Genomic DNA, 18,192 nt, shown 5'->3' with positions numbered 1-18,192 from the left:
CGACTGTGCCCATTCGGGCCGCTGTGTTCCGGCAACATTCCTCGGCAATCCTAGGCGAGCGGCAGGCGCTGGGTCTTCCTGATTTTCCGGCGTGCGGCGCCTGTGGTGTGCCGCACGCCCGGGAGGCCCGCGGCGGTCGCGCCCATTAGGCTCGGCGCATGGCTACTGCAGCGCAATGGATCGAGGGCGCGCGTCCCCGCACTCTGCCGAACGCGATCGCACCGGTGCTGGCCGGCACCGGCGCGGCCGCCGCGGTAGGCGGTTTCGTGTGGTGGAAAGCCGTTCTCGCGCTGCTGGTTTCGCTGGCGTTGATCGTCGGTGTGAATTTCGCCAATGACTATTCCGACGGTATCCGCGGCACCGATGACGAGCGTGTCGGGCCGCTGCGGCTGGTCGGCTCGAAACTGGCCACGCCCGCCGCGGTGAAGAACGCGGCGATCCTCAGTCTCACGGTCGGCGCGGTGCTCGGCCTGGTGCTGGCGGCGACGACCGCGTGGTGGCTGCTGCTGGTCGGCGTGGCCTGCCTGGCCGGAGCCTGGTTCTACACCGGCGGCAGCAAGCCCTACGGCTACAGCGGATTCGGTGAGATCGCGGTGTTCGTGTTCTTCGGGCTGATCGCGGTGCTCGGCACCGAGTTCGTGCAGGCCGAGAAAATCGATTGGGTAGGCGTTGTGCTCGCGGTGGCGGTGGGTTCGTTCTCCAGCGCGGTGCTCGTCGCGAACAATCTGCGCGATATTCCGACCGATACCGAGTCGGGGAAGACCACCCTGGCGGTGAAACTCGGTGATCCCCGCACCCGCACACTGCATTCGGTGCTGCTGGTGATCCCGTTCGCCGCGACCCTGGCGCTGGTCGCGGCGACTCCGTTCGCGCTGGTCGGACTGCTCGCGATTCCGCTCGCGATCCGTGCAAACGCGCCGGTTCGAGGCGGCGGAAAAGGCTTGGAACTCATTCCCGCGCTGCGTGATTCCGGCTTGGCCCTGCTCGCCTGGTCCGCGCTCACCGCACTGGCGCTCGCCTTCGCGTAAAACCATCGACACGCAACACACCCCCCGTGGCGGACTACAGGGGGTGTGCCGAGTCTGGGGACAGGCTCTCAGTCGTTGTCGGGGACCAGGATTCCCAGCACCCAGTTGACCAGCCAGATGATGACGCCACCGAGGATCGCCGCCCAGAAACTGCCGATGTGCAGGCCGTAGTCGGAGAACGCGTCGGTGATCCAGGAGGTCAGGAACAGCATCAGGGCGTTGACGATCAGCAGGAACAGACCGAGCGTCAGCACCACCAGCGGCAGCGAAAGCATTTTGACCAGGGGTTTGACCAGGGCGTTCACCAGAGTGAACACCGCCGCGATGACAAGCACCGTGATGATCTTCCCGCCATTGCCCTGGTCCGCCGGATAGACGATGTCGATCTTGTCGACCCAGGCGGCGGCCAGCCAGATGGCCACTGCGTTGATGATCAACCGAATCAGAAGCTGCATGGGGCCATGCTAGGCCGGATGCGCGCACGGGGCGCGCGCAAAACACGGTGACCAGTCCCGTTTCGGCCCGCCTCAGGCCGCGCGATCGAGCAGGGCATGCACCTTCGGGCGCAAACCCTCGATGGTGTCCTTGCCGCCGAGCAGCCGGGCGGTGGTCGCGTTCGGGGCGCGCAGGATCGCGAGCAGGATGTGCCCGGACTGGATGCTGTCATCCTTGCGCGCCGTCGTTTCCCGCAGCGACAGCTCCAGGATCTTCTTCGCATCCCGGGTGAAAGGGATGTGCCCGAACACCTTCGGACCCCCGAAGCCGAACCGGCCGCGCTTCTCCTCCACCGGCACGGCGCGGTCCAGCGCGTCCGCGCCGAAGGTGGCTTCCAGACTTTCCCGCACCGCGTCGAGGTCGATACCGATCGAGCGCAGCGCCTCCGCGTCTTCCGCGCCCAGCGGTTCCCCCTGCGCCCCGGTGGGCGCGTCGGCACCTGGCGCGAGGGTGTCCAGCACACCCTCGTGGGTGAGACCAGCCTCCGCCAGCAGCGCTTTCAGTTCGGGCTCGCCCTGCGCGAGCAAGCCCAGCAGCACATGCTCGACGTCGATGTTGTCGGAGCGCAATTCTCGCGCGTCCTCCTGCGCGACGACCACGGCCGTCCGCGCCGCCTTGCTGAACCGTTCGAACATCAGCGGTTCCTGCCTCTCCGGTTGTACTTCTGATGGACCGCCTGCTTGCTGACCTCGAGCGCTTCGGCGATGGATTGCCAGGACCAGCCCTGTTCCCGGGCATTGGCGACCTGAATCGCTTCCAGACGTTCGAGCAGCCGACGCAGTGCGAGCACCGCGCGCAGACCGACCCTGGGGTCGGGACTGCCGGCGGCGGCCGCCAGGTTGGTTGCTTCTGTCATGCCGTCAATTTTGGTTGACGCTTCGCCTCGTGTCAACAAAAATTGACGCATGTTCGCCCACGGAAAACACGAACGCCCCCGTGCGAGCGGCACGGGGGCGTTCGGCAGTGATCGGGCCTAGCCGGTCCAGACGCCGGAGGCGTGGAACTTCTCCAGGATCGCGGTGGGCTCGGCCAGGCTCATGCCCTGCGCGGCGACCCAGGAATCGTCGAAATACGTGCCCGAGTAGCGATCTCCGCCATCACAGAGCAGCGTGACGACGCTGCCCGAGCGTCCCGCCGCCAGCATCTCGCCGATCAGCGCCCACACGCCCCACAGGTTGGTACCGGTGGACCCGCCGACGCGCCGCCCGAGCGCGACACTGGCATGTCGTGCGGCCGCGATGGAGGCGGCGTCCGGCACGTGGATCATCCGATCGATGACCTGTCCGATGAACGACGGCTCGACCCGCGGGCGGCCGATTCCCTCGATGCGCGAGGGCATTCCGGTCTGATAGCCCGCGTCGGCGGTTTCGTAGCCGCCGTAGAAGGCGGAGTTCTCCGGATCCACCACGGCCAGTTTGGTGGCGTGGCGGCGATAGCGGATGTAGCGGCCGATGGTGGCGCTGGTGCCGCCGGTGCCCGCGCCGACCACGATCCACTCCGGCACCGGGCAGGGTTCCAATTCCATTTGCTGAAAGATGGATTCGGCGATGTTGTTGTTGCCGCGCCAGTCGGTGGCGCGTTCCGCGTGGGTGAACTGATCCATGTAGTGGCCGCCGGATTCGCGTGCCAGCCGCGCCGCCTCGGTGTACATGTCCGGCGGGCGCTGCACGAAATGGCAACGGCCCCCTTGTGCTTCGATCAGCGCGATCTTCTGCGGCGAAGTACTCGCGGGCATCACCGCGACGAAATCCAGGCCGAGCAGTTTCGCGAAATACGCCTCGCTGACGGCGGTCGAACCCGAGGACGCCTCGACCACGGTGGTGCCCTCGGTAACCCAGCCGTTGCAGATCGCGTAGAGGAACAGCGAACGCGCCAGGCGATGCTTCAAACTGCCTGTGATGTGGGTGGATTCGTCCTTCAAGTACAGCTGGATGCCCCACTCGGCGGGCAGCGGATAGCGCAGCAGATGCGTGTCCGCGCTGCGCTGGGTATCGGCGTCGATCAGGCGGACCGCGTTGTCGACCCAGTCGCGGGGCGCGCTCTGATCGCAGAACTTCACTTGCCGTCCTCCGTCTCACCCCGCAGGCGGGCACGCAGCTGCGCCTTGTCCGCACGCCGCTTGGCGTCCACCTGCGCGATGTCCTCGTTGACCCGGGTGCGCAGTTTCTTGAACAAGGTCAGCGACAGCGGCATCGCGATGATCAGCGCGAACAGCGCCGCCACCACAATCGGGATCTCGACCTTCACCAGCTTCGCCACCAGCACGATCACGGCCGTGATGACCGCGACCAGTACCAGCCTGGCCAGGGTGTACAGCGCGAGATTGCGGACCAGCCGCTTGTTCGGGGTTTGCTGGGCGGATGCCCGATCTGGCTGAGTTGCGTCGCTCACGTCTGCCAGCGTATGCGAAGCTGTTGCCCGCCCTCGGTCCCTACCCATCGCCGAGGTCGGGCGCCTATCCCATTTGTCCATTACTTCGCCTTTACCAAACGTAGGTGGTTCGCGTACCTAGGGGTTGGGGTGCAACGATGGCGCCATCTGATGAGGGAACTGTCGAGAACGGAGAGGTTTGCTATGAGTGCGATCACCGTCGGCGGCCAGGACACCCTGCTGACACCGGGACAAGTTGCTGCCATGTTCCACGTCGATCCCAAGACCGTCACCCGCTGGGCCCACGCCGGGCGCCTCGGGTCCCTGCGCACCCCCGGCGGACATCGCCGGTTCCGTGAGTCCGAAGTACTGCAGCTACTGCGTTCGCTCACCACCGAGGCGTCCGTCCGCTGACGCGCTGGAGGCGCGGGCCTGTCAATGCCCGCGCCCGGTCTTACCCAACAATTTCGTGTCTGCGGTGGGCATCCGGCACGCGCGCGGCTAACCTTCTAACCAGGAGGTGAGCCACGTGACGTACCTGTTGGCACTCATCGCAGTCGTAGCAATCGCGGTGCTGTGCTGGAAAGCTTTCGGTCCGGAACGGATAGGCGAACCAGCCCCGCGAGCGGCCCAGCCGAAGCGGGTTCTGGGGCCGGACGACGATCCCGATTTCCTGTGGCGGCTGTCCAAGGAGCGGCGCGACGGAGACGGATCGTCCTCGGAACGCTGAGATCGTCCGGCGTCACACGCGAGCCTGTGTGATGTCCGGGCGGTCAGCCGGGTTTTCGTAGTAGTAGCGCACCAGGTGGTACGCCAGCAACGGATGCACCGCCACCTGGTTGTCGTTGAGCGTGACTACAGCCGTGCCGTGAATCCTGCGGTGCAGACGTCGATTTCGCGGAGCGAAACGACTCAGCACCGCCTCCGGGTCGTGCACCTCCAGGCTGAACGCATTCCACCATCGGCGCTTGCCGACCACATTCACGAACGGCCGGATTCGCGCGATATCCTCCCAACCCATCGTGATGTGATTGCCGTCGGCAGCGCCGTAGACCACGCGGGTCGGCGTGAGCCGCAGGCCGGGACGATGCTTACTGTCGGCGTTGCGCCAGTTGTGGATGCCGAGGAGCAGCATCGGGATCGCGAACAGACCGAGGCACAGCACGCCGCCGATCGTCGTCCACTCGCGGTACACGACGATGAGTGCGACGCCGGCGATTACCGCCGCGGTGAGCAGACCGCCGAGGACCGTGAAGAGGATGGCCTCCCCTTTGCCTGGTTGCTTTGCCGACACCAATAAGCCCTGCTCACCCACGCCGTCGTAGTCGACCCACACGACCTGAACACCGTCGCTGCTCCTGGCTCGATAGTCCCGCTCGCGCTTCTCGTCCCGCCTCCATTCGGACGGCCACAGCAACGACTCCACGCGATGATCCACCCCGCTCACGCCCGCGATCGTGCCATAATTCGCCCCGCTCCTGGTCAGGATGCGGGAGCCTTTGCGTGGGGCGCGTTTGTCAAGAGCACTGATCAGCTGATCTTGCTTCAATCCTTTTGTGAAGCGGTGAATTCCAGCGTGCTGCGCCGTCTACGCAGATACCGAGCAAACCCTCGGACCGCCGCTCCCGAGAACATTCCGCCAGGAGACCCCATGACCTCCTCCTACGCCGCCGCCGCATCGCGGCAGCACACCGTCAACACCCGAGCCCTGCTGACCTGCGGCGCGATCGCCGGCCCTCTGTTCGTCGGCACCGTACTGATCCAGGAAGCCACCCGAGTCGGCTTCGATCCAGTAAAACACCCGCTCAGCATGCTCAGCCTCAGCGAACTCGGCTGGATCCAGATCACCAACTTCGTCCTCAGCGGCCTACTGGCCCTGGCTGGCGCAATCGGCCTCGCCCGGACCATGCCCACCGGAATAGGCAGCACCTGGGGCCCCCGCCTCCTCGGCACCTACGGCGTAGCCCTGATCGCCGGCGGCGTCTTCGTCACAGACCCAGGCTTCGGCTACCCCGTCGGCACCCCCGACGCCGCCCCCGAATCAATCACCTGGCACGGAATCCTGCACTCCATCGCCCCGGTGGTAGCAGGCATAGCCCTCCTAGCCGCCTGCGTCGTATTCGCCCGCCGCTTCCACCAGCAGGGTCGCACCGGCTGGTTCGCCACCAGCATCACCATCCCCACCCTCCACCTCACCCTGTCCGCAATCACCTTCGCAGCCACCGACTTCCGCTGGATGCTGACCGGCGGCTCCCTCATCTGGCTGTGGGCGTCGGCGGTCATGGCCTTGCCCTTGTTCGCCCGCCAGGAGCGCTGATCGAAACGACCGACCGGCCCTTGCCGTCCGTGCACGCTGGCACCACGAAGCTCAGGCTGCTCGACAACAAGATCTACCCTTGCGTGCGAGCCGCTGATTACAGCGTTGCTGAAAAGTGGTCAGGTGTCGCGCCGTCGTGCAGGGTCAGGGAAGATTCCGGCGGCCAATGTCCGCGCGTAGGTCGCTTCCGGCGACACCGTGATCACGTCGCACACGCGAACTAGCTCGGCAGAAATCTCGGTGCCCTCGAAATGTGCCGCGCTTGGAACGAAGACAGCTTCGGCGGTGGACTGCCGGACGACGCCGATCAAACGGCTCAACGCGGAATCAGTCCCGGAACCGAACACCACGATTTTCGCCAGATTGTAGCCGAGTCGCCTTGCACGACTGCGGATTTGGATTTCGTCCCAGGTCTGGGAGACTCCGGAAACATCCCGCCGTAGGTACCCGATCGCGGTCGGTCGTCCTTTCACCTCTCCACCATCCCGTCCAATTGCTTAGCGGCAGCAAGTCGACTACTGGCTGGTACCCCGCGCTTGAAACTGACGCTACGTTCACGTTCTGGACGCCTGAACTGCGCTGAGGACGTTCGGGCGGACACTTTCAAACGGCCGAAGCGTCCCATTTTCGTCCACTATGGTTCCGGTATGAGCCAGCGCCTCGAATCGGCAATGCTGAGAGCACAACTGGACTCAGGAATGCTTGCCGCAGCTGTCGGCGTAGACGTGAAGACCGTCAACCGATGGCTGGCCGGGCGGGTACCCCACCGGCGGACGAGACTCGACGTAGCACGCATCCTGAACGAATCCGAAGCGACGCTATGGCCGCAGGTCCGTCCTGACCTGGGAGCTGGGTCTCCAGCGACGGCAGAGGTTGTGAACGCTTACGCTCACCGCGCCGATATCCCTAACGACCTGTGGGTATCGCTCATGCTCGGCGCAAACGAACAGATAGACATCATCGGATACGCGTACCCGTTCGTCTTCGAGTTGCTGCCGGACGCAGCAGAGATCCTTGCTCAGAAATGCCGGAACGGTGCCCAGGTTCGGCTAGCTTTCGCGGACCCAGAGTGCCCCCACGTCATCGAGCGAGACACGTTGGAACAGATGAACGGCACACTTCCCGGCCGAATCCGTAACGCGCTGAGCATGCTAGGCCAACTCGGCAATACTTCGGGATGCCGAATCGGACTGCACACAGTGCACCTCTACAACTCCGTGTTCCGATTCGACGATCAGATGATCGTCACTCCCTACCTGATCCGCGCTCGCGGCTATCAACATACGGCGTTGCACCTGCGGCAGCTTTCACCACATGGCATCTTTTCCTCTTTCACCGATCAGGTAGAACAGATTTGGGGCAGCGTTGCCCCATACGAGCTAGGGACAGTCCATGGCCAAACGGCGTGACTATTACCGAGATCCAAACGCGCCCAGGGCGAACAGCCTCGTGCCTGGTGGCTCAGCCCTCGTCACCGACAATCGGGGCGCTATCCTCATGCAGCGCCGCAGCGACTCGGGCAACTGGTCGTTTCCTGGCGGAGTTATGGACATCGGCGAAACCCTCGAACAATGTGTTATCCGAGAGACCAAAGAAGAGACTGGCCTCGACATCGAGATAACCGGCCTGCTCGGCATCTACACCGACCCCGAGCACATCATCGAATACGCAGACGGAGAAATCCGCCAGCAATTCAACATCACGTTCTACGGACGCGTGTGCGGTGGTCGCATCGAGGTCAGCTCGGAATCCACAGAGGTTCGCTTTATCCAACCGGCAGAACTAGAAGAACTACCGGTGCACGACACTGTGCGTCTTCGGCTCAGCCACCACGCCGAAGCACGCGCCCAGCCCTACCTGGGCTGACAGGATGCAGTCAGCACGGTTCCAACGTGCCTGAGGGGCAAGAATCCGCAGGTAACCCGAGCTAGTTAAGCCCCGCGTAGCTGTGCAACCCGCTGATCACCATGTTGATGATGAACAAGTTGAACAGCATCGCCACAAACCCCGCGACGTTGATCCACGCCGCTTTGGTGTCGCGCCAGCCGGAGGTGGCGCGGGCGTGGAGGTAGGCGGCGTAGAGGACCCAGGCTATGAAGGAGCAGGTTTCTTTGGGGTCCCAGCCCCAGAAGCGGCCCCAGGCGGCTTCGGCCCAGATGGCGCCGAGGATGACGCCGGCGCCGAAGAGGGGGAAGCCGATGATGGTGGTTTTGTAGGCGAGGCGGTCCAGGGTGCGGGCGTCGGGGAGGCGGCGGGCGATGAGGCCGGCGAGGGTGTTGGATTCCTCGCCTGCGGGCTGGCGCAGCCGGTAGAGGAACAGCAGGCTGGCTACGCCGGACAGCAAGAAGATGCCGCTGCCGATACTGACCACGGTGACGTGGATGGGGAGCCAGAACGATTGCAGCGCGGGGACGACGGGAGCGGCTTCGGCGTAGAGGACCTGGCCCGCGACGAACATCAGGACCAGCACCGGGGCCAGTAGGAAAACCCACATCGAACGGAACTTGCGCTCGTTCAGGAAAGCGACGCCGACCACCATGGCGGCAGCGGTGGCCATGACGACGAACTCGTACATGTTGCCGAGCGGGAAACGGTGAGTGGCGAAGCCGCGCAGGAAGATTGCCGCGATGTGCAGGACGATGCCGACCATGAGCACCGAGAACGCCATGTTGCCGAAGCGTTCCGGCCAAGGACGTTTCGGGGCCGCTTCGATACGACCCGGGGTGTCGGGGGCGATCGGACCGCCGCCGGCGGCGACCAGTTCACGTTCGGACAGGTTCTTCTGCGCCGCCGAGTACTGCACGATCAGTAGCGCGAGCACGAGCACATAGACGACCCACGCCGATTTGAAGGCGAGGTTGCTGTACCCGGCGAGCGTCTCGTCGATCGGCATGGTCACTCTCCCGAGGTGGTCTTGGTGTGGTCCAGCAGACGCGCGCGCAGCCGGTCGAATTCGCCACCCCAGCCTGCTTGATCGGTTCTGGCGAGGCCGCCCAGCTCTACTACGGCGCGTCGTTGGTCAACGGTACCGGCATCGTCGGGCGACGGGTAGACCCGCACCCAGATGCGCCTGCGCTTCACCAGCAGCGACACCAGCAGGCCCGCCATCATGGCCAGCGCGCTGACCAGCACCCACTGCTGCGCCGGATCGTGCGAGACCTGCAGGTTCACGAATTCCTTGGCGCCGTCGAACGTCACCTTGGTGCCGCTGGGCAGGGTCGCGGACTCACCGGGACGCAGGTTGGTGCGCGCCTCCTTGTTCAGCCGCCCCTGCGCGATCATCTCCCGATCCAGCGAGAACAGCGACTGCGGGCGTCCGGTATCCAATCCGGTGTCACCGCGGTAGATGTCGATCGCGACGGCCGGGTCCTCCATTTTGGGGAACGCGGAGGTGAGCAGGCTGCCGTGGAACAGCGCGGTCGGGGCGAACAGGCCGTCGATGGCGATCTGGTTCTTGCGACGCTCCTCCTCGGTGGCGTACAGGCCGCCGGGCGGATCGATGCGCAGGACACCGCTGGACAGGAAGGTCTGCGCGTCGTCCGGTTTCCACTGGATGGTCTCGGTGCGGGTCTGGCCGTTCGGGAAGGTGACGGTGAAGGTCGGCGCGAAACCGTGGCCTTGCAGGTAGAGCCGGTCACCCGCGACACGCAGCGGATGGTTCACCTGGATGGTGGTGTCGCGCCAGGTGTTGGCGTCGAGGTCCGTCCCGGCCTGGTACTGGATGTTCGAGGTGAACATCTCGGCCTGGCCGTTCGGCAGGTATTCGGCCTTGAAGTCCTTGACCCGCACGCAGATCGGGGTCATGCCGGTGCCGTCGTTCACATTGCCGGCTTTGAACGAGTCGAACACCGCGGGCGAGGTCGTGCAGAAACCGGGGCCGTTGTCAGCGATGACGATGACGCTGCCTTCGTAGCCGAACAGCTTGCCGACCGCGATGGCCACGAGCAGACCGACCAGGGACAGGTGGAAGACGAGGTTGCCGAGTTCGCGGGTGTAACCCTTCTCCGCGGACAGCGTGATCTCACCGTCGCGCACGCCGGGCCGAACTTCGCAGCGCCAGCCGCGCAGCTGGGTGCGCGCCTGCTCGACGACCTGCTCCGGGGTGCGCGCCACCGTCTCCGAATGGTGGTGCGGCAGCCGGGACAGGTTGCGCGGCGCCTTGACGGGCGGTGTGCGCAGAGCTGTGAAGTGGTCATAACAGCGCGGCAGGATGCATCCCACCAGCGAGACGAACAGCAATACGTAGACGGCGGTGAACCAGAAGCTGGAGAACACGTCGAACAACTCGAACCGGTCCATCCACGGACCCAGCTTCGGCCGGTCGGCGATGTACTCGTCGACCTTCTGCTCGTTCAGGTTCCGCTGCGGCAGCAGTGCGCCCGGAATCGCGGCCAGTGCCAGCAGGAACAGCAGCACCAGCGCGGTGCGCATGCTGGTGAGCCCGCGCCAGGCGTTGCGCACCAGCGCCCACGCCCGGCCCGGCAGCGCCTGACGCGGCGGCTTCGGAGCGGCGGCCGCGGGAGTCTCGGTCAGAGTCATATCGGCAGAGTCACCTCGGAGACGAACGCATCACGCACCCAAGCGACGAACTGATCCCACGCCCCCGTGACCAGCGCGACGCCCACGGCGACGAGCAGCAGACCCCCGATGATCTGAATGGTGCGCGAATTCCGGCGCAGCCAGCCCACCCCGCGCAACGCGCTCGCCGACCCGAAAGCCAGGATCACGAACGGCAAGCCGAGCCCGAGACAGTAGGCGACGATCAGTGCCACTCCCCTGGCGGCGGTCGTGCCGTCGGTTCCGGCGGAGACCGCCATCACGCCGGACAGCGTCGGGCCGAGACACGGCGTCCAGCCGAGCGCGAACACCGCGCCGAGCAGCGGCGCGCCCGCAATGCTGGTCAGCCGGCGCGGTTCCATCCGGGTATCGCGCTGCAGAGCCGGAATCATCCCGATGAACGCCAGGCCCATCACGATCGTGACCACGCCGCCGATGCGCTGCAGCAGTTCACGATTCACGTTCAGTGTCTGAATGACACCGAAGACGGTGGCGGTGGCGAGCACGAACACCACGGTGAACCCGGCCACGAAAAGTCCAGCGGCACCGGCGACGCGCATCCGCCCCGCCCGCATCGCCTGCTTCGAGGTATCGACCGCGACCGAACCACCTTGCGTCCCAGCGCTTTTGGCCTGCGCGACGGTGACCGGCGGCACTTCCGCCCCCACCAGCCCGGCCAGATACGACAGGTATCCGGGCACCAACGGCACCACACACGGCGACGCGAACGACACCAGCCCCGCCAGCACGCACGCTCCGAGCGCCAGCAGCAGCGGCCCGCCGGCCGCGGTCTCCTGGAAGGAACTGCCCACGTCGGCAAGCACTGTCATCGGATCACCTCGCGATCAGCCGAACCCGTCGAAAAGCCCGCGCTCACGCGTTCGCCTCCGCGGCGAGTTTGTCGACGACCGGCTGCAGGTCTTCGGCCAGCAGGGCGCGCAAGAAAACCGCGGCGACCCGATGCTGCTTGTCCAGAATCAGCGTGGTGGGAATGACGCTGGTCGGGAAATTACCGCCGAGGGCGAGCAGGGTGCGCATGGACGGGTCGTAGATCGAGGGGTAAGCGACCCGGTTGGCCGTCATGAAGTCCTGGGCTTTGTCCTGCTGCGGATCGCGGACATTGATGCCGAGGAACGCGACGCCCTTGTCTTTGTTCGCCTCGTAGACCTTTTCGAGCGCGGGAACTTCGGCCCGGCACGGGCCACACCATTGGCCCCAGAGGTTGATCACCACGACCTTGCCCGCGAAATCGCTGGCGGACAAGGGTTTTCCGGTCATCAGGTCGGGACCGGAAAGATTTCCGATGGTGCCGCGGGCACTGGGCGGATCGTAGTAGATGTCGGTTTTGCCGCCGGGCGAGACGAATTCGAAGGTGCCGCCGGAAGCCACCGCATCGGTGCCCGTCGAACAACCGGTAAGCACGGCGAGCGCGGCCAGGCACGCCAGCAACGCCGATCCGGCCCGCCGGACCGAGGCCGGGCGGGCGCGCGGATGCGGCGCGGCGCGGCGGTTCATTCCCGCGCCTCGCCGCAGATCGAGCCGGTGCGCGGGAGTGTCATGCGCCGTGCACCGTGGGGTCCGAACCACCGGCGGGCTCGGAATAGACGATGTCGACGAGGGTGTCGCCCTGGTAGACCAGCGAGGTCAGCGAGGCCAGCGAGCATTGACGCTGACGCGGGTCGTGCCACAGGCGCTGGCCCTGCAGGAAACGACGCAGCGTCCAGACAGGCAGCTGATGCGAAACCAGAACCGCCTCGTGCCCGGCCGCCTCGACTCGGGCCTTATTGACCGCGGCCAGCATCCGATGCGCGATCTGCAAGTAAGGCTCACCCCAAGACGGAGTGAACGGGTCCCGCAGCTTCCACCAGTGCCGGGGCTTGCGCAGCGCGCCGTCGCCGACCGAAACCCGCAGGCCCTCGAAGGTATTACCGGCTTCGAGGAGGTTCTCGTCGGTGCGCACGATCAGGTTGTGCGCGCCCGCGATGGGCGCGGCGGTTTCCTGCGCGCGCTGCAGCGGGGAGGCGATGACCAGGGCGATGTCGTGGTCGGACAGCGAACGCGCGACCGCGCCGGCCTGGGCGCGGCCCGCGACCGACAGCGCGAATCCGGGCAGGCGGCCATAGAGGATGCCGCGCGGATTGTGCACCTCACCGTGGCGCACCACGTGCACGATGGTTTCCACGCCCTCGTCGACCGGATCCAGATCGCCCGCTTCCGGGGCCACCGCGCGAGCGCGGGTGGCGGTACCGGAGACCCGGGGCGCCGCTTCGGCCGGAGCGGCGTCTTCCGCATCGGCCGCCCGCACCACCGCATCCGCGACATCGGCGCCCTCGAGCAACGCCACGCTCGCCGCGGCGTCGGTCGAAACCTGCTCCGCCACAACGGCATCGCGCATCGGGTCGACCGAATCGTCCGGCGCGCCGGCCTGCTCGATCAACGCGGAAACTTCCTCCGCGCCGGCCGCGGCCTCGGCTTCACTGAACGGAGCATCCTGACTGGGCGCGTCCGCGTAACCGGCGGCCGCGAATTCGGCCGCGGCCCGGGCGTCGCCCTCCGCGGCGAGGTCCGCGGCAACGGCGTGCACGACGGCGGCGGCAACGGCTTCCGCTTCGACATCGGCGGCGGCCAGACCGGCGTCCAGCGCGGCCGCGGCGGCCTGCACGGCGGCCGGGTCGGCGCTGAACTCGGGGCCGGTCGCCGCGGTTTCGGGGGCGAAGCTGGTTAGCTCGCGCTTGTCGGCACCGGGCTGTTCGAGATCGGAACTCACGCGCGGGATCCTTCGGGGGTGGCGGCCGCGGCCGCGGTGGCGGCGGCGGGCAGGGCGGCGGCGATACGGTCGAATGCGTCGTCGTCGAGTGCCGCGGAGACGAACCAGGCCTCGAACGCGCTCGGCGGCGCGTACACGCCGCCGTTCAGCAGGGCGTGGAAGAAGGCGGGGAAACGCCAGGTCTGACTGGCTTTGGCGGCGGCGTAGTCAGTGACCGGACGGTCGGCGAAGAACACGCTCACCATATTGCCCGCGAACTGCACCTGATGCTCGACGCCCGCCATGCTCAGCGCCTCCCCGAGCAGACTGCCGAGCCGCTTGGAGTTGCGATCGAGCGCGGCGTACACCGCGTCGTCGGCCGCGCGCAGCGAAGCCAGACCGGCGGCGACGGCCACGGGGTTACCGGACAGGGTGCCCGCCTGGTAGACCGGGCCGAGCGGAGCCAGCCGATTCATGATGTCGGCGCGGCCGCCGAACGCGGCGGCGGGCAGGCCGCCGCTCATCACCTTGCCGAAGGTGTAGAGGTCGCCGGCGACGCCGTCGATGCCGAACCAGCCCGCGCGGCTGACCCGGAAACCGGTCATCACCTCGTCCATGATCAGCAGCGCGCCGTGCTCGGTGGTGAGCCGGCGCAGGCCCTCGTTGAAGCCGGGCACCGGCGCGACCGCACCCATATTGCCCGCGGCGGCCTCGGTGATCACACACGCGACCTCGCCCGGATACGCGGCGAACGCGGCAGCGACGGCGTCGAGATCGTTGTAGGGCAGGACCAGGGTGTCGGCGGCCTGCGCGCCGGTCACGCCGGGCGAGGTGGGCAGCCCGAGCGTCGCGACACCGGAACCGGCGTCGGCCAGCAGCGCGTCCACGTGGCCGTGGTAGCAGCCGGAGAACTTGATGATCTTGGAGCGGCCGGTGTAGCCGCGCGCCAGCCGCACCGCGCTCATGGTCGCTTCGGTGCCGGAGTTCACCAGACGGACCCGCTCGACCGGATCGACGCGTTCGGCGATCAGCTCGGCCAGCTCGATCTCGCCCTCGGTCGGCGCGCCGAAGGACAGACCGCCCACGGCCGCCCGCTGCACCGCTTCCACGACCGCCGGATGCGCGTGGCCGAGGATCATCGGCCCCCAGGAACACACCAGGTCGACATAGTCGTTACCGTCGACGTCGGTGAGGGTGTAACCCTTGGCCGAGGCGATGAATCTGGGGGTTCCGCCCACGGAATTGAAGGCCCGCACCGGCGAGTTGACGCCGCCGGGAATCACCGAGCCAGCTCGTTCGAAGAGCTGAGCGGAAACCGGAACCACACGCGGAGAAGAACTCACGACCTCCAGTCTCGCAGCTGTGCCGGAACCGGTCGACGACAGGGTGTAGTCGAGGTGATGCACCCCACCCGGCGTGCGGCAACACGCCGATCCGGGTTTCGGCGGATATCGGTCATCGCGAGGTTGCTGGTGCGTAACCTCGAGCCATCATTTCATCCGCTATCGGGTCGGAGGATATATGCGGGCTGCCGTCACCAGGACATTCACGCTCGTCGCGCTCGGCGCCGCGGCCGTGGGCATAAGTAGCGGAACGGCTGCCGCTCTGGATCCGGTGGTGCAGCTCGATCAGGGCCGGGCGGGGGTACGACTGAATCACAGCGAGACCGTGGCGGTGGCTTCGGGCCCCGCGCCCGCGTTGATCACCATGGTGGTCCCGCTGGCCAAGATCGGGGCCGGGCTGCACCCGGAAACCGACATCTATCGCGACCAGTACGGCGGGGTGTACGCCTCATTGCGGCAGGTCATCGCCGAGCCCGCGACGCATCCCGACGGCACCATCACCTTCATGTTCAACGCACCGGGTAGCCGCGGCGGCCGAGTGATGGACGTCTATCAGCACTGGACCGAATAGCCGGCGGTACCCGCACGGCATCGAGGCGATCACCTACGAACCTCGAGTCGAAGCTCCCCGACGATGTCGATGCAGTACAGCGCGTCAGCCGCGGACGGGCCGAGCTCGGGAAAAAGCGTCGATACCGAGCAGCCCGGCGATCATGAACAACAGCGTGGCGAGCAACAGCCACGGTGCGACATAGCGGGTGGCGTCGAACCCGGGCATCTCACCGGCGGCCGCGAACGAGGTGGTGACCAGCCCGCGGTTCCAGCTCGCTACCGCGCCGAGCACGCACAGCGCCGCCAGCACCAGTTCGCCGAACGCGATCCCTCGCCTCAACGGTCCGCTCCGTTCTCCTCGGTGTGCAGCGCCGCGGTGAGCGCGGCCCGTAACCCGCGGTGGTCTTTGGCCCAAGCCTGCACCACGCTACCGTCGCGCAGCCGTAACCCGATGCCGGTGCGTCGCCGCGGCACCCCGCTCAATTCGCCGAGCGCGCGGGCGGATTCCCACTCGTCCTCGTATTTCGCGTCGGCTCGCGGCGGCAGGATTTCGGCGATCCCGGACAGCGGCAGGACCTCGGCGCCGGATCGGAGCGCGCCGTCGGTCAACTCGACGCTCACATGGCGCCGGCCCGCGACCACCTGCAGCGCAACGAAACCCGCGATCAGCGCGGCGCAGAAGATCAAGGCGAACCAGTGCACGGGGCTGCCGGTGGCGAGTTCGGCGAGCAGGATGACCAAGCACAGCGCGGGCCCGTAGGCGACGGCGCGCCAGCGCGCGCCGGGTTCGGCGAACAACACGGTGTCGACGGGCTCAACAGTCATGCCGGGGGCCCTTTACGCGCAGAGTCAGCCGGCCATCCCCGGCAGCAGCAACAGTGCGACGGTGACCAATCCGAGCAGGATCAACAGACTCAGCACGAGCAGGTCTCGTCGAATGCTCTGCGGCTGTTGAATCACCACTCGCATCGATGCCTCCGATCCTCCGGCGCCCAACGTTCGACCGTCGGCTTCCGGTTCCCAAATCCACTGTGACAACCCTCACCATACATGCCCATACTGGCCGGTAGCTAAACCACCCGGTCTGTAATCGGTTGGCGGCGAGTACGACTCAGCGCCGCCGATGCGCGAGGAAATAGGCGGTCGACTCCTTGCGATGCATCAGATAGATCGCGCCGCCCGCGAGCACGCCCTGCACGATGGCCGCGCCACCCGCCACCAGCACCGCCACCCCGGTGACCGAGCCGATCGCGAACAAGTTGAGCAGCGCGATCAGCACCAGCCAGGTGCCCATCACGGTCAGCACCGCGCGCGCCCAGAACCTGCCCCGCGCCATCAGATGCGCGAACAACAGCGTCAAGCCGACCAGCGCCAACCCCAGCACGGCGCCACCGAAGACCAGGGCCACCAGCGCCAGCTTGTCGGCCTGCTCCATGGTGTAGGCCGGATCGGTCTCGCGCATCTGGTCGAAGACCTGTTCGGCGAAATCTTTCCGCTGGTTCATGCCCGCGAAGATCGACGCGGTCAGCTGCACCAGACCGACGCCGGACACACCCCACCACAGCTGACGCGCGGTGCGGACGTCCTCGGGCATGGGCGGTTGCTGCGCCGGCGCGGGCGGCGGGCCCGGCATCGGGGGTAGGTGGTGTGTCACGACAACCAGTGTGCGGCTTCGGTGGCCCAGTAGGTGAGCACGATGTCGGCGCCCGCGCGACGGATACCGGTGAGCGATTCCAAAATTGCCCCGCGGCGGTCGATCCAGCCGCGCTCGGCAGCGGCGGTGATCATCGCGTACTCACCGGAGATCTGGTACGCGGCGACCGGCACGGTGGAACGGTCGGCGACATCACGCAGGATGTCCAGATACGACATGGCCGGCTTCACCATGACGATGTCGGCGCCCTCGGCCAGATCCAGTTCCAGCTCCCGGATGGCTTCCCGGCGGTTCGCCGGATCCTGCTGGTAGGTGCGGCGATCGCCCTCCAGCGAGGAGCCGACCGCCTCGCGGAACGGGCCGTAGAACGCCGAGGCGTACTTCGCGGAATACGCGAGGATGCCCGTATCGGTGCGCCCGACGGCGTCCAGCCCGCGCCGGATCGCGCCGACCTGGCCGTCCATCATGCCGCTGGTGCCGAGCAGATCGGCGCCCGCGTCGGCCTGCGACAACGCCATGTCGACATAGCGGTGCAGGGTGGCGTCGTTGTCGACCGAGCCGTCCGAACCGAGTACACCGCAGTGACCGTGATCGGTGAACTCGTCCAGACAGGTGTCGGCCATCAGCACCGTCGAATCGCCGACCTCCTCCGCCAGCGCCCGCAGCCCGCGATTCAGGATGCCGTCCGGGTCGCTGGCCCGGCTGCCGGTGGCGTCCTTGTCCTCCGAGCGCGGCACCCCGAACAGCATGAGGCCGCCAACCCCGGCGGTGACCGCGTCGACCGCCGCCTTACGCAGCGAATCCATGGAATGCTGCACCACCCCCGGCATCGAGCTGATCTCGCGCGGCTCTTCCAGCCCATCCGCCACGAACATCGGCAACACCAATTGCCTTGGCTCCAGGGTGGTTTCGGCGACGAGCCGACGCATAGCGGGGGTGCGGCGCAACCGCCGCGGGCGGTCCATTCCGGTCATGACCTCAATATATGCCCCTTCCGGCCGCCCTCGGTCGGCCGGGTCGGACGCCGCCCGGGCCGCTCGGCCGGCACCGGCCGGGCGGAGCGCGAAAACCATTGCGGCCAGGGGTTTTTGTCGGTGGGTAGGAGTAAAATCGACATTGTGTTCGAGGGA

At 66.7% G+C, this 18,192-nt stretch carries 24 protein-coding genes; 7 read left to right on the top strand and 17 right to left on the bottom strand.

From position 1 onward, the window contains the following. Positions 1 to 158 precede the first annotated feature (158 nt). Positions 159 to 1,028: a 1,4-dihydroxy-2-naphthoate polyprenyltransferase gene (locus tag BJ987_RS08625; RefSeq protein ID WP_209886558.1), complete on the top strand. Its 870-nt coding sequence runs from the start codon at positions 159 to 161 to the stop codon at positions 1,026 to 1,028. A gap of 68 nt (positions 1,029 to 1,096) precedes the next feature. Here BJ987_RS08625 and BJ987_RS08620 read toward each other — a convergent pair whose 3' ends face one another. The 5 genes from BJ987_RS08620 to BJ987_RS08600 form a co-directional block, all read right to left on the bottom strand. Beyond that, positions 1,097 to 1,483: a phage holin family protein gene (locus BJ987_RS08620; protein WP_209886555.1), complete on the bottom strand. Its 387-nt coding sequence runs from the start codon at positions 1,481 to 1,483 to the stop codon at positions 1,097 to 1,099. Between the two features lie 72 nt (positions 1,484 to 1,555). Continuing rightward, entirely contained in the window at positions 1,556 to 2,158 is a 603-nt protein-coding gene (locus tag BJ987_RS08615; RefSeq protein ID WP_209886552.1) for a Clp protease N-terminal domain-containing protein, read from the bottom strand. Then, the gene (locus BJ987_RS08610; protein ID WP_209886549.1) at positions 2,158 to 2,379 is read right to left on the bottom strand and encodes a helix-turn-helix domain-containing protein; all 222 of its coding nucleotides are present in this window, start codon (positions 2,377 to 2,379) and stop codon (positions 2,158 to 2,160) included. Before BJ987_RS08610 ends, BJ987_RS08615 begins: the two co-directional genes overlap by 1 nt. 117 nt (positions 2,380 to 2,496) lie before the next feature. Then, positions 2,497 to 3,582 carry an L-cysteine desulfhydrase Cds1 gene (cds1, locus tag BJ987_RS08605; RefSeq protein WP_209886547.1) on the bottom strand — a complete coding sequence of 362 codons (1,086 nt, stop codon included), beginning with the start codon at positions 3,580 to 3,582 and terminating at the stop codon, positions 2,497 to 2,499. Continuing rightward, entirely contained in the window at positions 3,579 to 3,914 is a 336-nt protein-coding gene (locus BJ987_RS08600) for a DUF4229 domain-containing protein (RefSeq protein ID WP_307869547.1), read from the bottom strand. Before BJ987_RS08600 ends, cds1 begins: the two co-directional genes overlap by 4 nt. Positions 3,915 to 4,097: 183 nt before the next feature. Here BJ987_RS08600 and BJ987_RS08595 point away from each other — a divergent pair, with 183 nt between their 5' ends. Together BJ987_RS08595 and BJ987_RS08590 are read left to right on the top strand one after the other, a co-directional pair. After that, entirely contained in the window at positions 4,098 to 4,307 is a 210-nt protein-coding gene (locus BJ987_RS08595; protein WP_209886541.1) for a BldC family transcriptional regulator, read from the top strand. 115 nt (positions 4,308 to 4,422) lie between these two features. Beyond that, positions 4,423 to 4,623 (top strand): hypothetical protein, encoded by a 201-nt coding sequence (locus tag BJ987_RS08590; protein ID WP_209886538.1) that lies wholly within the window; start codon positions 4,423 to 4,425, stop codon positions 4,621 to 4,623. 12 nt (positions 4,624 to 4,635) lie between these two features. Here the strand turns inward: BJ987_RS08590 and BJ987_RS08585 are convergent, their stop codons facing one another. Beyond that, positions 4,636 to 5,340 carry a hypothetical protein gene (locus BJ987_RS08585; protein ID WP_209886535.1) on the bottom strand — a complete coding sequence of 235 codons (705 nt, stop codon included), beginning with the start codon at positions 5,338 to 5,340 and terminating at the stop codon, positions 4,636 to 4,638. A gap of 204 nt (positions 5,341 to 5,544) precedes the next feature. Between BJ987_RS08585 and BJ987_RS08580 the strand changes: the two genes are divergently transcribed. Continuing rightward, a complete protein-coding gene (locus BJ987_RS08580; protein WP_209886532.1) occupies positions 5,545 to 6,210 on the top strand; it encodes a DUF998 domain-containing protein in 666 nt (221 codons plus the stop codon). A 119-nt stretch (positions 6,211 to 6,329) separates the two neighbouring features. Here BJ987_RS08580 and BJ987_RS08575 read toward each other — a convergent pair whose 3' ends face one another. Next, a complete protein-coding gene (locus tag BJ987_RS08575; RefSeq protein WP_245365871.1) occupies positions 6,330 to 6,560 on the bottom strand; it encodes a hypothetical protein in 231 nt (76 codons plus the stop codon). Between the two features lie 297 nt (positions 6,561 to 6,857). Between BJ987_RS08575 and BJ987_RS08570 the strand changes: the two genes are divergently transcribed. After that, on the top strand, positions 6,858 to 7,619 hold the full coding sequence (locus tag BJ987_RS08570) for a hypothetical protein (protein WP_209886527.1): 762 nt from the start codon (positions 6,858 to 6,860) through the stop codon (positions 7,617 to 7,619). Beyond that, the gene (locus tag BJ987_RS08565; protein ID WP_209886524.1) at positions 7,603 to 8,076 is read left to right on the top strand and encodes an NUDIX domain-containing protein; all 474 of its coding nucleotides are present in this window, start codon (positions 7,603 to 7,605) and stop codon (positions 8,074 to 8,076) included. The genes BJ987_RS08570 and BJ987_RS08565 overlap by 17 nt, the downstream gene beginning before the upstream one ends. A gap of 61 nt (positions 8,077 to 8,137) precedes the next feature. Here BJ987_RS08565 and ccsB read toward each other — a convergent pair whose 3' ends face one another. The 6 genes from ccsB to hemL all read right to left on the bottom strand — a co-directional run bounded on the left by ccsB (position 8,138) and on the right by hemL (position 14,856). Further along, positions 8,138 to 9,103 carry a c-type cytochrome biogenesis protein CcsB gene (gene ccsB / locus BJ987_RS08560; RefSeq protein WP_209886521.1) on the bottom strand — a complete coding sequence of 322 codons (966 nt, stop codon included), beginning with the start codon at positions 9,101 to 9,103 and terminating at the stop codon, positions 8,138 to 8,140. A gap of 2 nt (positions 9,104 to 9,105) precedes the next feature. Further along, the gene (gene resB / locus BJ987_RS08555; protein WP_209886518.1) at positions 9,106 to 10,749 is read right to left on the bottom strand and encodes a cytochrome c biogenesis protein ResB; all 1,644 of its coding nucleotides are present in this window, start codon (positions 10,747 to 10,749) and stop codon (positions 9,106 to 9,108) included. Continuing rightward, positions 10,746 to 11,597, bottom strand: a complete 852-nt coding sequence (locus tag BJ987_RS08550; RefSeq protein WP_209886515.1) for a cytochrome c biogenesis CcdA family protein — start codon at positions 11,595 to 11,597, stop codon at positions 10,746 to 10,748. Before BJ987_RS08550 ends, resB begins: the two co-directional genes overlap by 4 nt. A 43-nt stretch (positions 11,598 to 11,640) precedes the next feature. After that, positions 11,641 to 12,282: a TlpA disulfide reductase family protein gene (locus tag BJ987_RS08545; protein WP_209886512.1), complete on the bottom strand. Its 642-nt coding sequence runs from the start codon at positions 12,280 to 12,282 to the stop codon at positions 11,641 to 11,643. Positions 12,283 to 12,322: 40 nt separating this feature from the next. Further along, entirely contained in the window at positions 12,323 to 12,970 is a 648-nt protein-coding gene (locus tag BJ987_RS08540) for a histidine phosphatase family protein (protein ID WP_209898078.1), read from the bottom strand. A 560-nt stretch (positions 12,971 to 13,530) separates the two neighbouring features. Beyond that, on the bottom strand, positions 13,531 to 14,856 hold the full coding sequence (gene hemL, locus BJ987_RS08535; RefSeq protein ID WP_209886509.1) for a glutamate-1-semialdehyde 2,1-aminomutase: 1,326 nt from the start codon (positions 14,854 to 14,856) through the stop codon (positions 13,531 to 13,533). A 178-nt stretch (positions 14,857 to 15,034) separates the two neighbouring features. On the opposite strand from hemL, the gene BJ987_RS08530 reads away from it, so the two are divergent. After that, positions 15,035 to 15,427 carry a hypothetical protein gene (locus BJ987_RS08530; protein WP_209886506.1) on the top strand — a complete coding sequence of 131 codons (393 nt, stop codon included), beginning with the start codon at positions 15,035 to 15,037 and terminating at the stop codon, positions 15,425 to 15,427. An 84-nt stretch (positions 15,428 to 15,511) separates the two neighbouring features. Here the strand turns inward: BJ987_RS08530 and BJ987_RS08525 are convergent, their stop codons facing one another. The 4 genes from BJ987_RS08525 to hemB all read right to left on the bottom strand — a co-directional run bounded on the left by BJ987_RS08525 (position 15,512) and on the right by hemB (position 18,036). After that, on the bottom strand, positions 15,512 to 15,748 hold the full coding sequence (locus tag BJ987_RS08525) for a hypothetical protein (RefSeq protein ID WP_209886503.1): 237 nt from the start codon (positions 15,746 to 15,748) through the stop codon (positions 15,512 to 15,514). Beyond that, positions 15,745 to 16,233: a transport-regulating membrane protein Mce1N gene (gene mce1N / locus BJ987_RS08520; RefSeq protein WP_209886500.1), complete on the bottom strand. Its 489-nt coding sequence runs from the start codon at positions 16,231 to 16,233 to the stop codon at positions 15,745 to 15,747. Before mce1N ends, BJ987_RS08525 begins: the two co-directional genes overlap by 4 nt. Positions 16,234 to 16,519: 286 nt before the next feature. Beyond that, positions 16,520 to 17,062, bottom strand: a complete 543-nt coding sequence (locus BJ987_RS08515; RefSeq protein WP_245365870.1) for a hypothetical protein — start codon at positions 17,060 to 17,062, stop codon at positions 16,520 to 16,522. Further along, positions 17,059 to 18,036 carry a porphobilinogen synthase gene (hemB, locus tag BJ987_RS08510; protein WP_209886498.1) on the bottom strand — a complete coding sequence of 326 codons (978 nt, stop codon included), beginning with the start codon at positions 18,034 to 18,036 and terminating at the stop codon, positions 17,059 to 17,061. Before hemB ends, BJ987_RS08515 begins: the two co-directional genes overlap by 4 nt. Between the last annotated feature and the right edge of the window lie 156 nt (positions 18,037 to 18,192).

The sequence above is a fragment of the Nocardia goodfellowii genome, assembly GCF_017875645.1.
GTDB classification, from domain to species: domain Bacteria; phylum Actinomycetota; class Actinomycetes; order Mycobacteriales; family Mycobacteriaceae; genus Nocardia; species Nocardia goodfellowii.
This window is presented reverse-complemented; position numbering and strand designations above follow the sequence as displayed.

What these genes read in the sequence shown, in the direction of transcription:
- hemB (WP_209886498.1), bottom strand. Translation starts at nt 18,036, where the DNA reads ATGACCGGAATGGACCGCCCGCGGCGGTTGCGCCGCACCCCCGCTATG.
- BJ987_RS08550 (WP_209886515.1), bottom strand. Translation starts at nt 11,597, where the DNA reads ATGACAGTGCTTGCCGACGTGGGCAGTTCCTTCCAGGAGACCGCGGCC.
- ccsB (WP_209886521.1), bottom strand. Translation starts at nt 9,103, where the DNA reads ATGCCGATCGACGAGACGCTCGCCGGGTACAGCAACCTCGCCTTCAAA.
- BJ987_RS08530 (WP_209886506.1), top strand. Translation starts at nt 15,035, where the DNA reads ATGCGGGCTGCCGTCACCAGGACATTCACGCTCGTCGCGCTCGGCGCC.
- BJ987_RS08545 (WP_209886512.1), bottom strand. Translation starts at nt 12,282, where the DNA reads ATGAACCGCCGCGCCGCGCCGCATCCGCGCGCCCGCCCGGCCTCGGTC.
- BJ987_RS08595 (WP_209886541.1), top strand. Translation starts at nt 4,098, where the DNA reads ATGAGTGCGATCACCGTCGGCGGCCAGGACACCCTGCTGACACCGGGA.
- BJ987_RS08620 (WP_209886555.1), bottom strand. Translation starts at nt 1,483, where the DNA reads ATGCAGCTTCTGATTCGGTTGATCATCAACGCAGTGGCCATCTGGCTG.
- BJ987_RS08625 (WP_209886558.1), top strand. Translation starts at nt 159, where the DNA reads ATGGCTACTGCAGCGCAATGGATCGAGGGCGCGCGTCCCCGCACTCTG.
- BJ987_RS08565 (WP_209886524.1), top strand. Translation starts at nt 7,603, where the DNA reads ATGGCCAAACGGCGTGACTATTACCGAGATCCAAACGCGCCCAGGGCG.
- BJ987_RS08580 (WP_209886532.1), top strand. Translation starts at nt 5,545, where the DNA reads ATGACCTCCTCCTACGCCGCCGCCGCATCGCGGCAGCACACCGTCAAC.
- BJ987_RS08570 (WP_209886527.1), top strand. Translation starts at nt 6,858, where the DNA reads ATGAGCCAGCGCCTCGAATCGGCAATGCTGAGAGCACAACTGGACTCA.
- BJ987_RS08615 (WP_209886552.1), bottom strand. Translation starts at nt 2,158, where the DNA reads ATGTTCGAACGGTTCAGCAAGGCGGCGCGGACGGCCGTGGTCGTCGCG.
- BJ987_RS08610 (WP_209886549.1), bottom strand. Translation starts at nt 2,379, where the DNA reads ATGACAGAAGCAACCAACCTGGCGGCCGCCGCCGGCAGTCCCGACCCC.
- resB (WP_209886518.1), bottom strand. Translation starts at nt 10,749, where the DNA reads ATGACTCTGACCGAGACTCCCGCGGCCGCCGCTCCGAAGCCGCCGCGT.
- mce1N (WP_209886500.1), bottom strand. Translation starts at nt 16,233, where the DNA reads ATGACTGTTGAGCCCGTCGACACCGTGTTGTTCGCCGAACCCGGCGCG.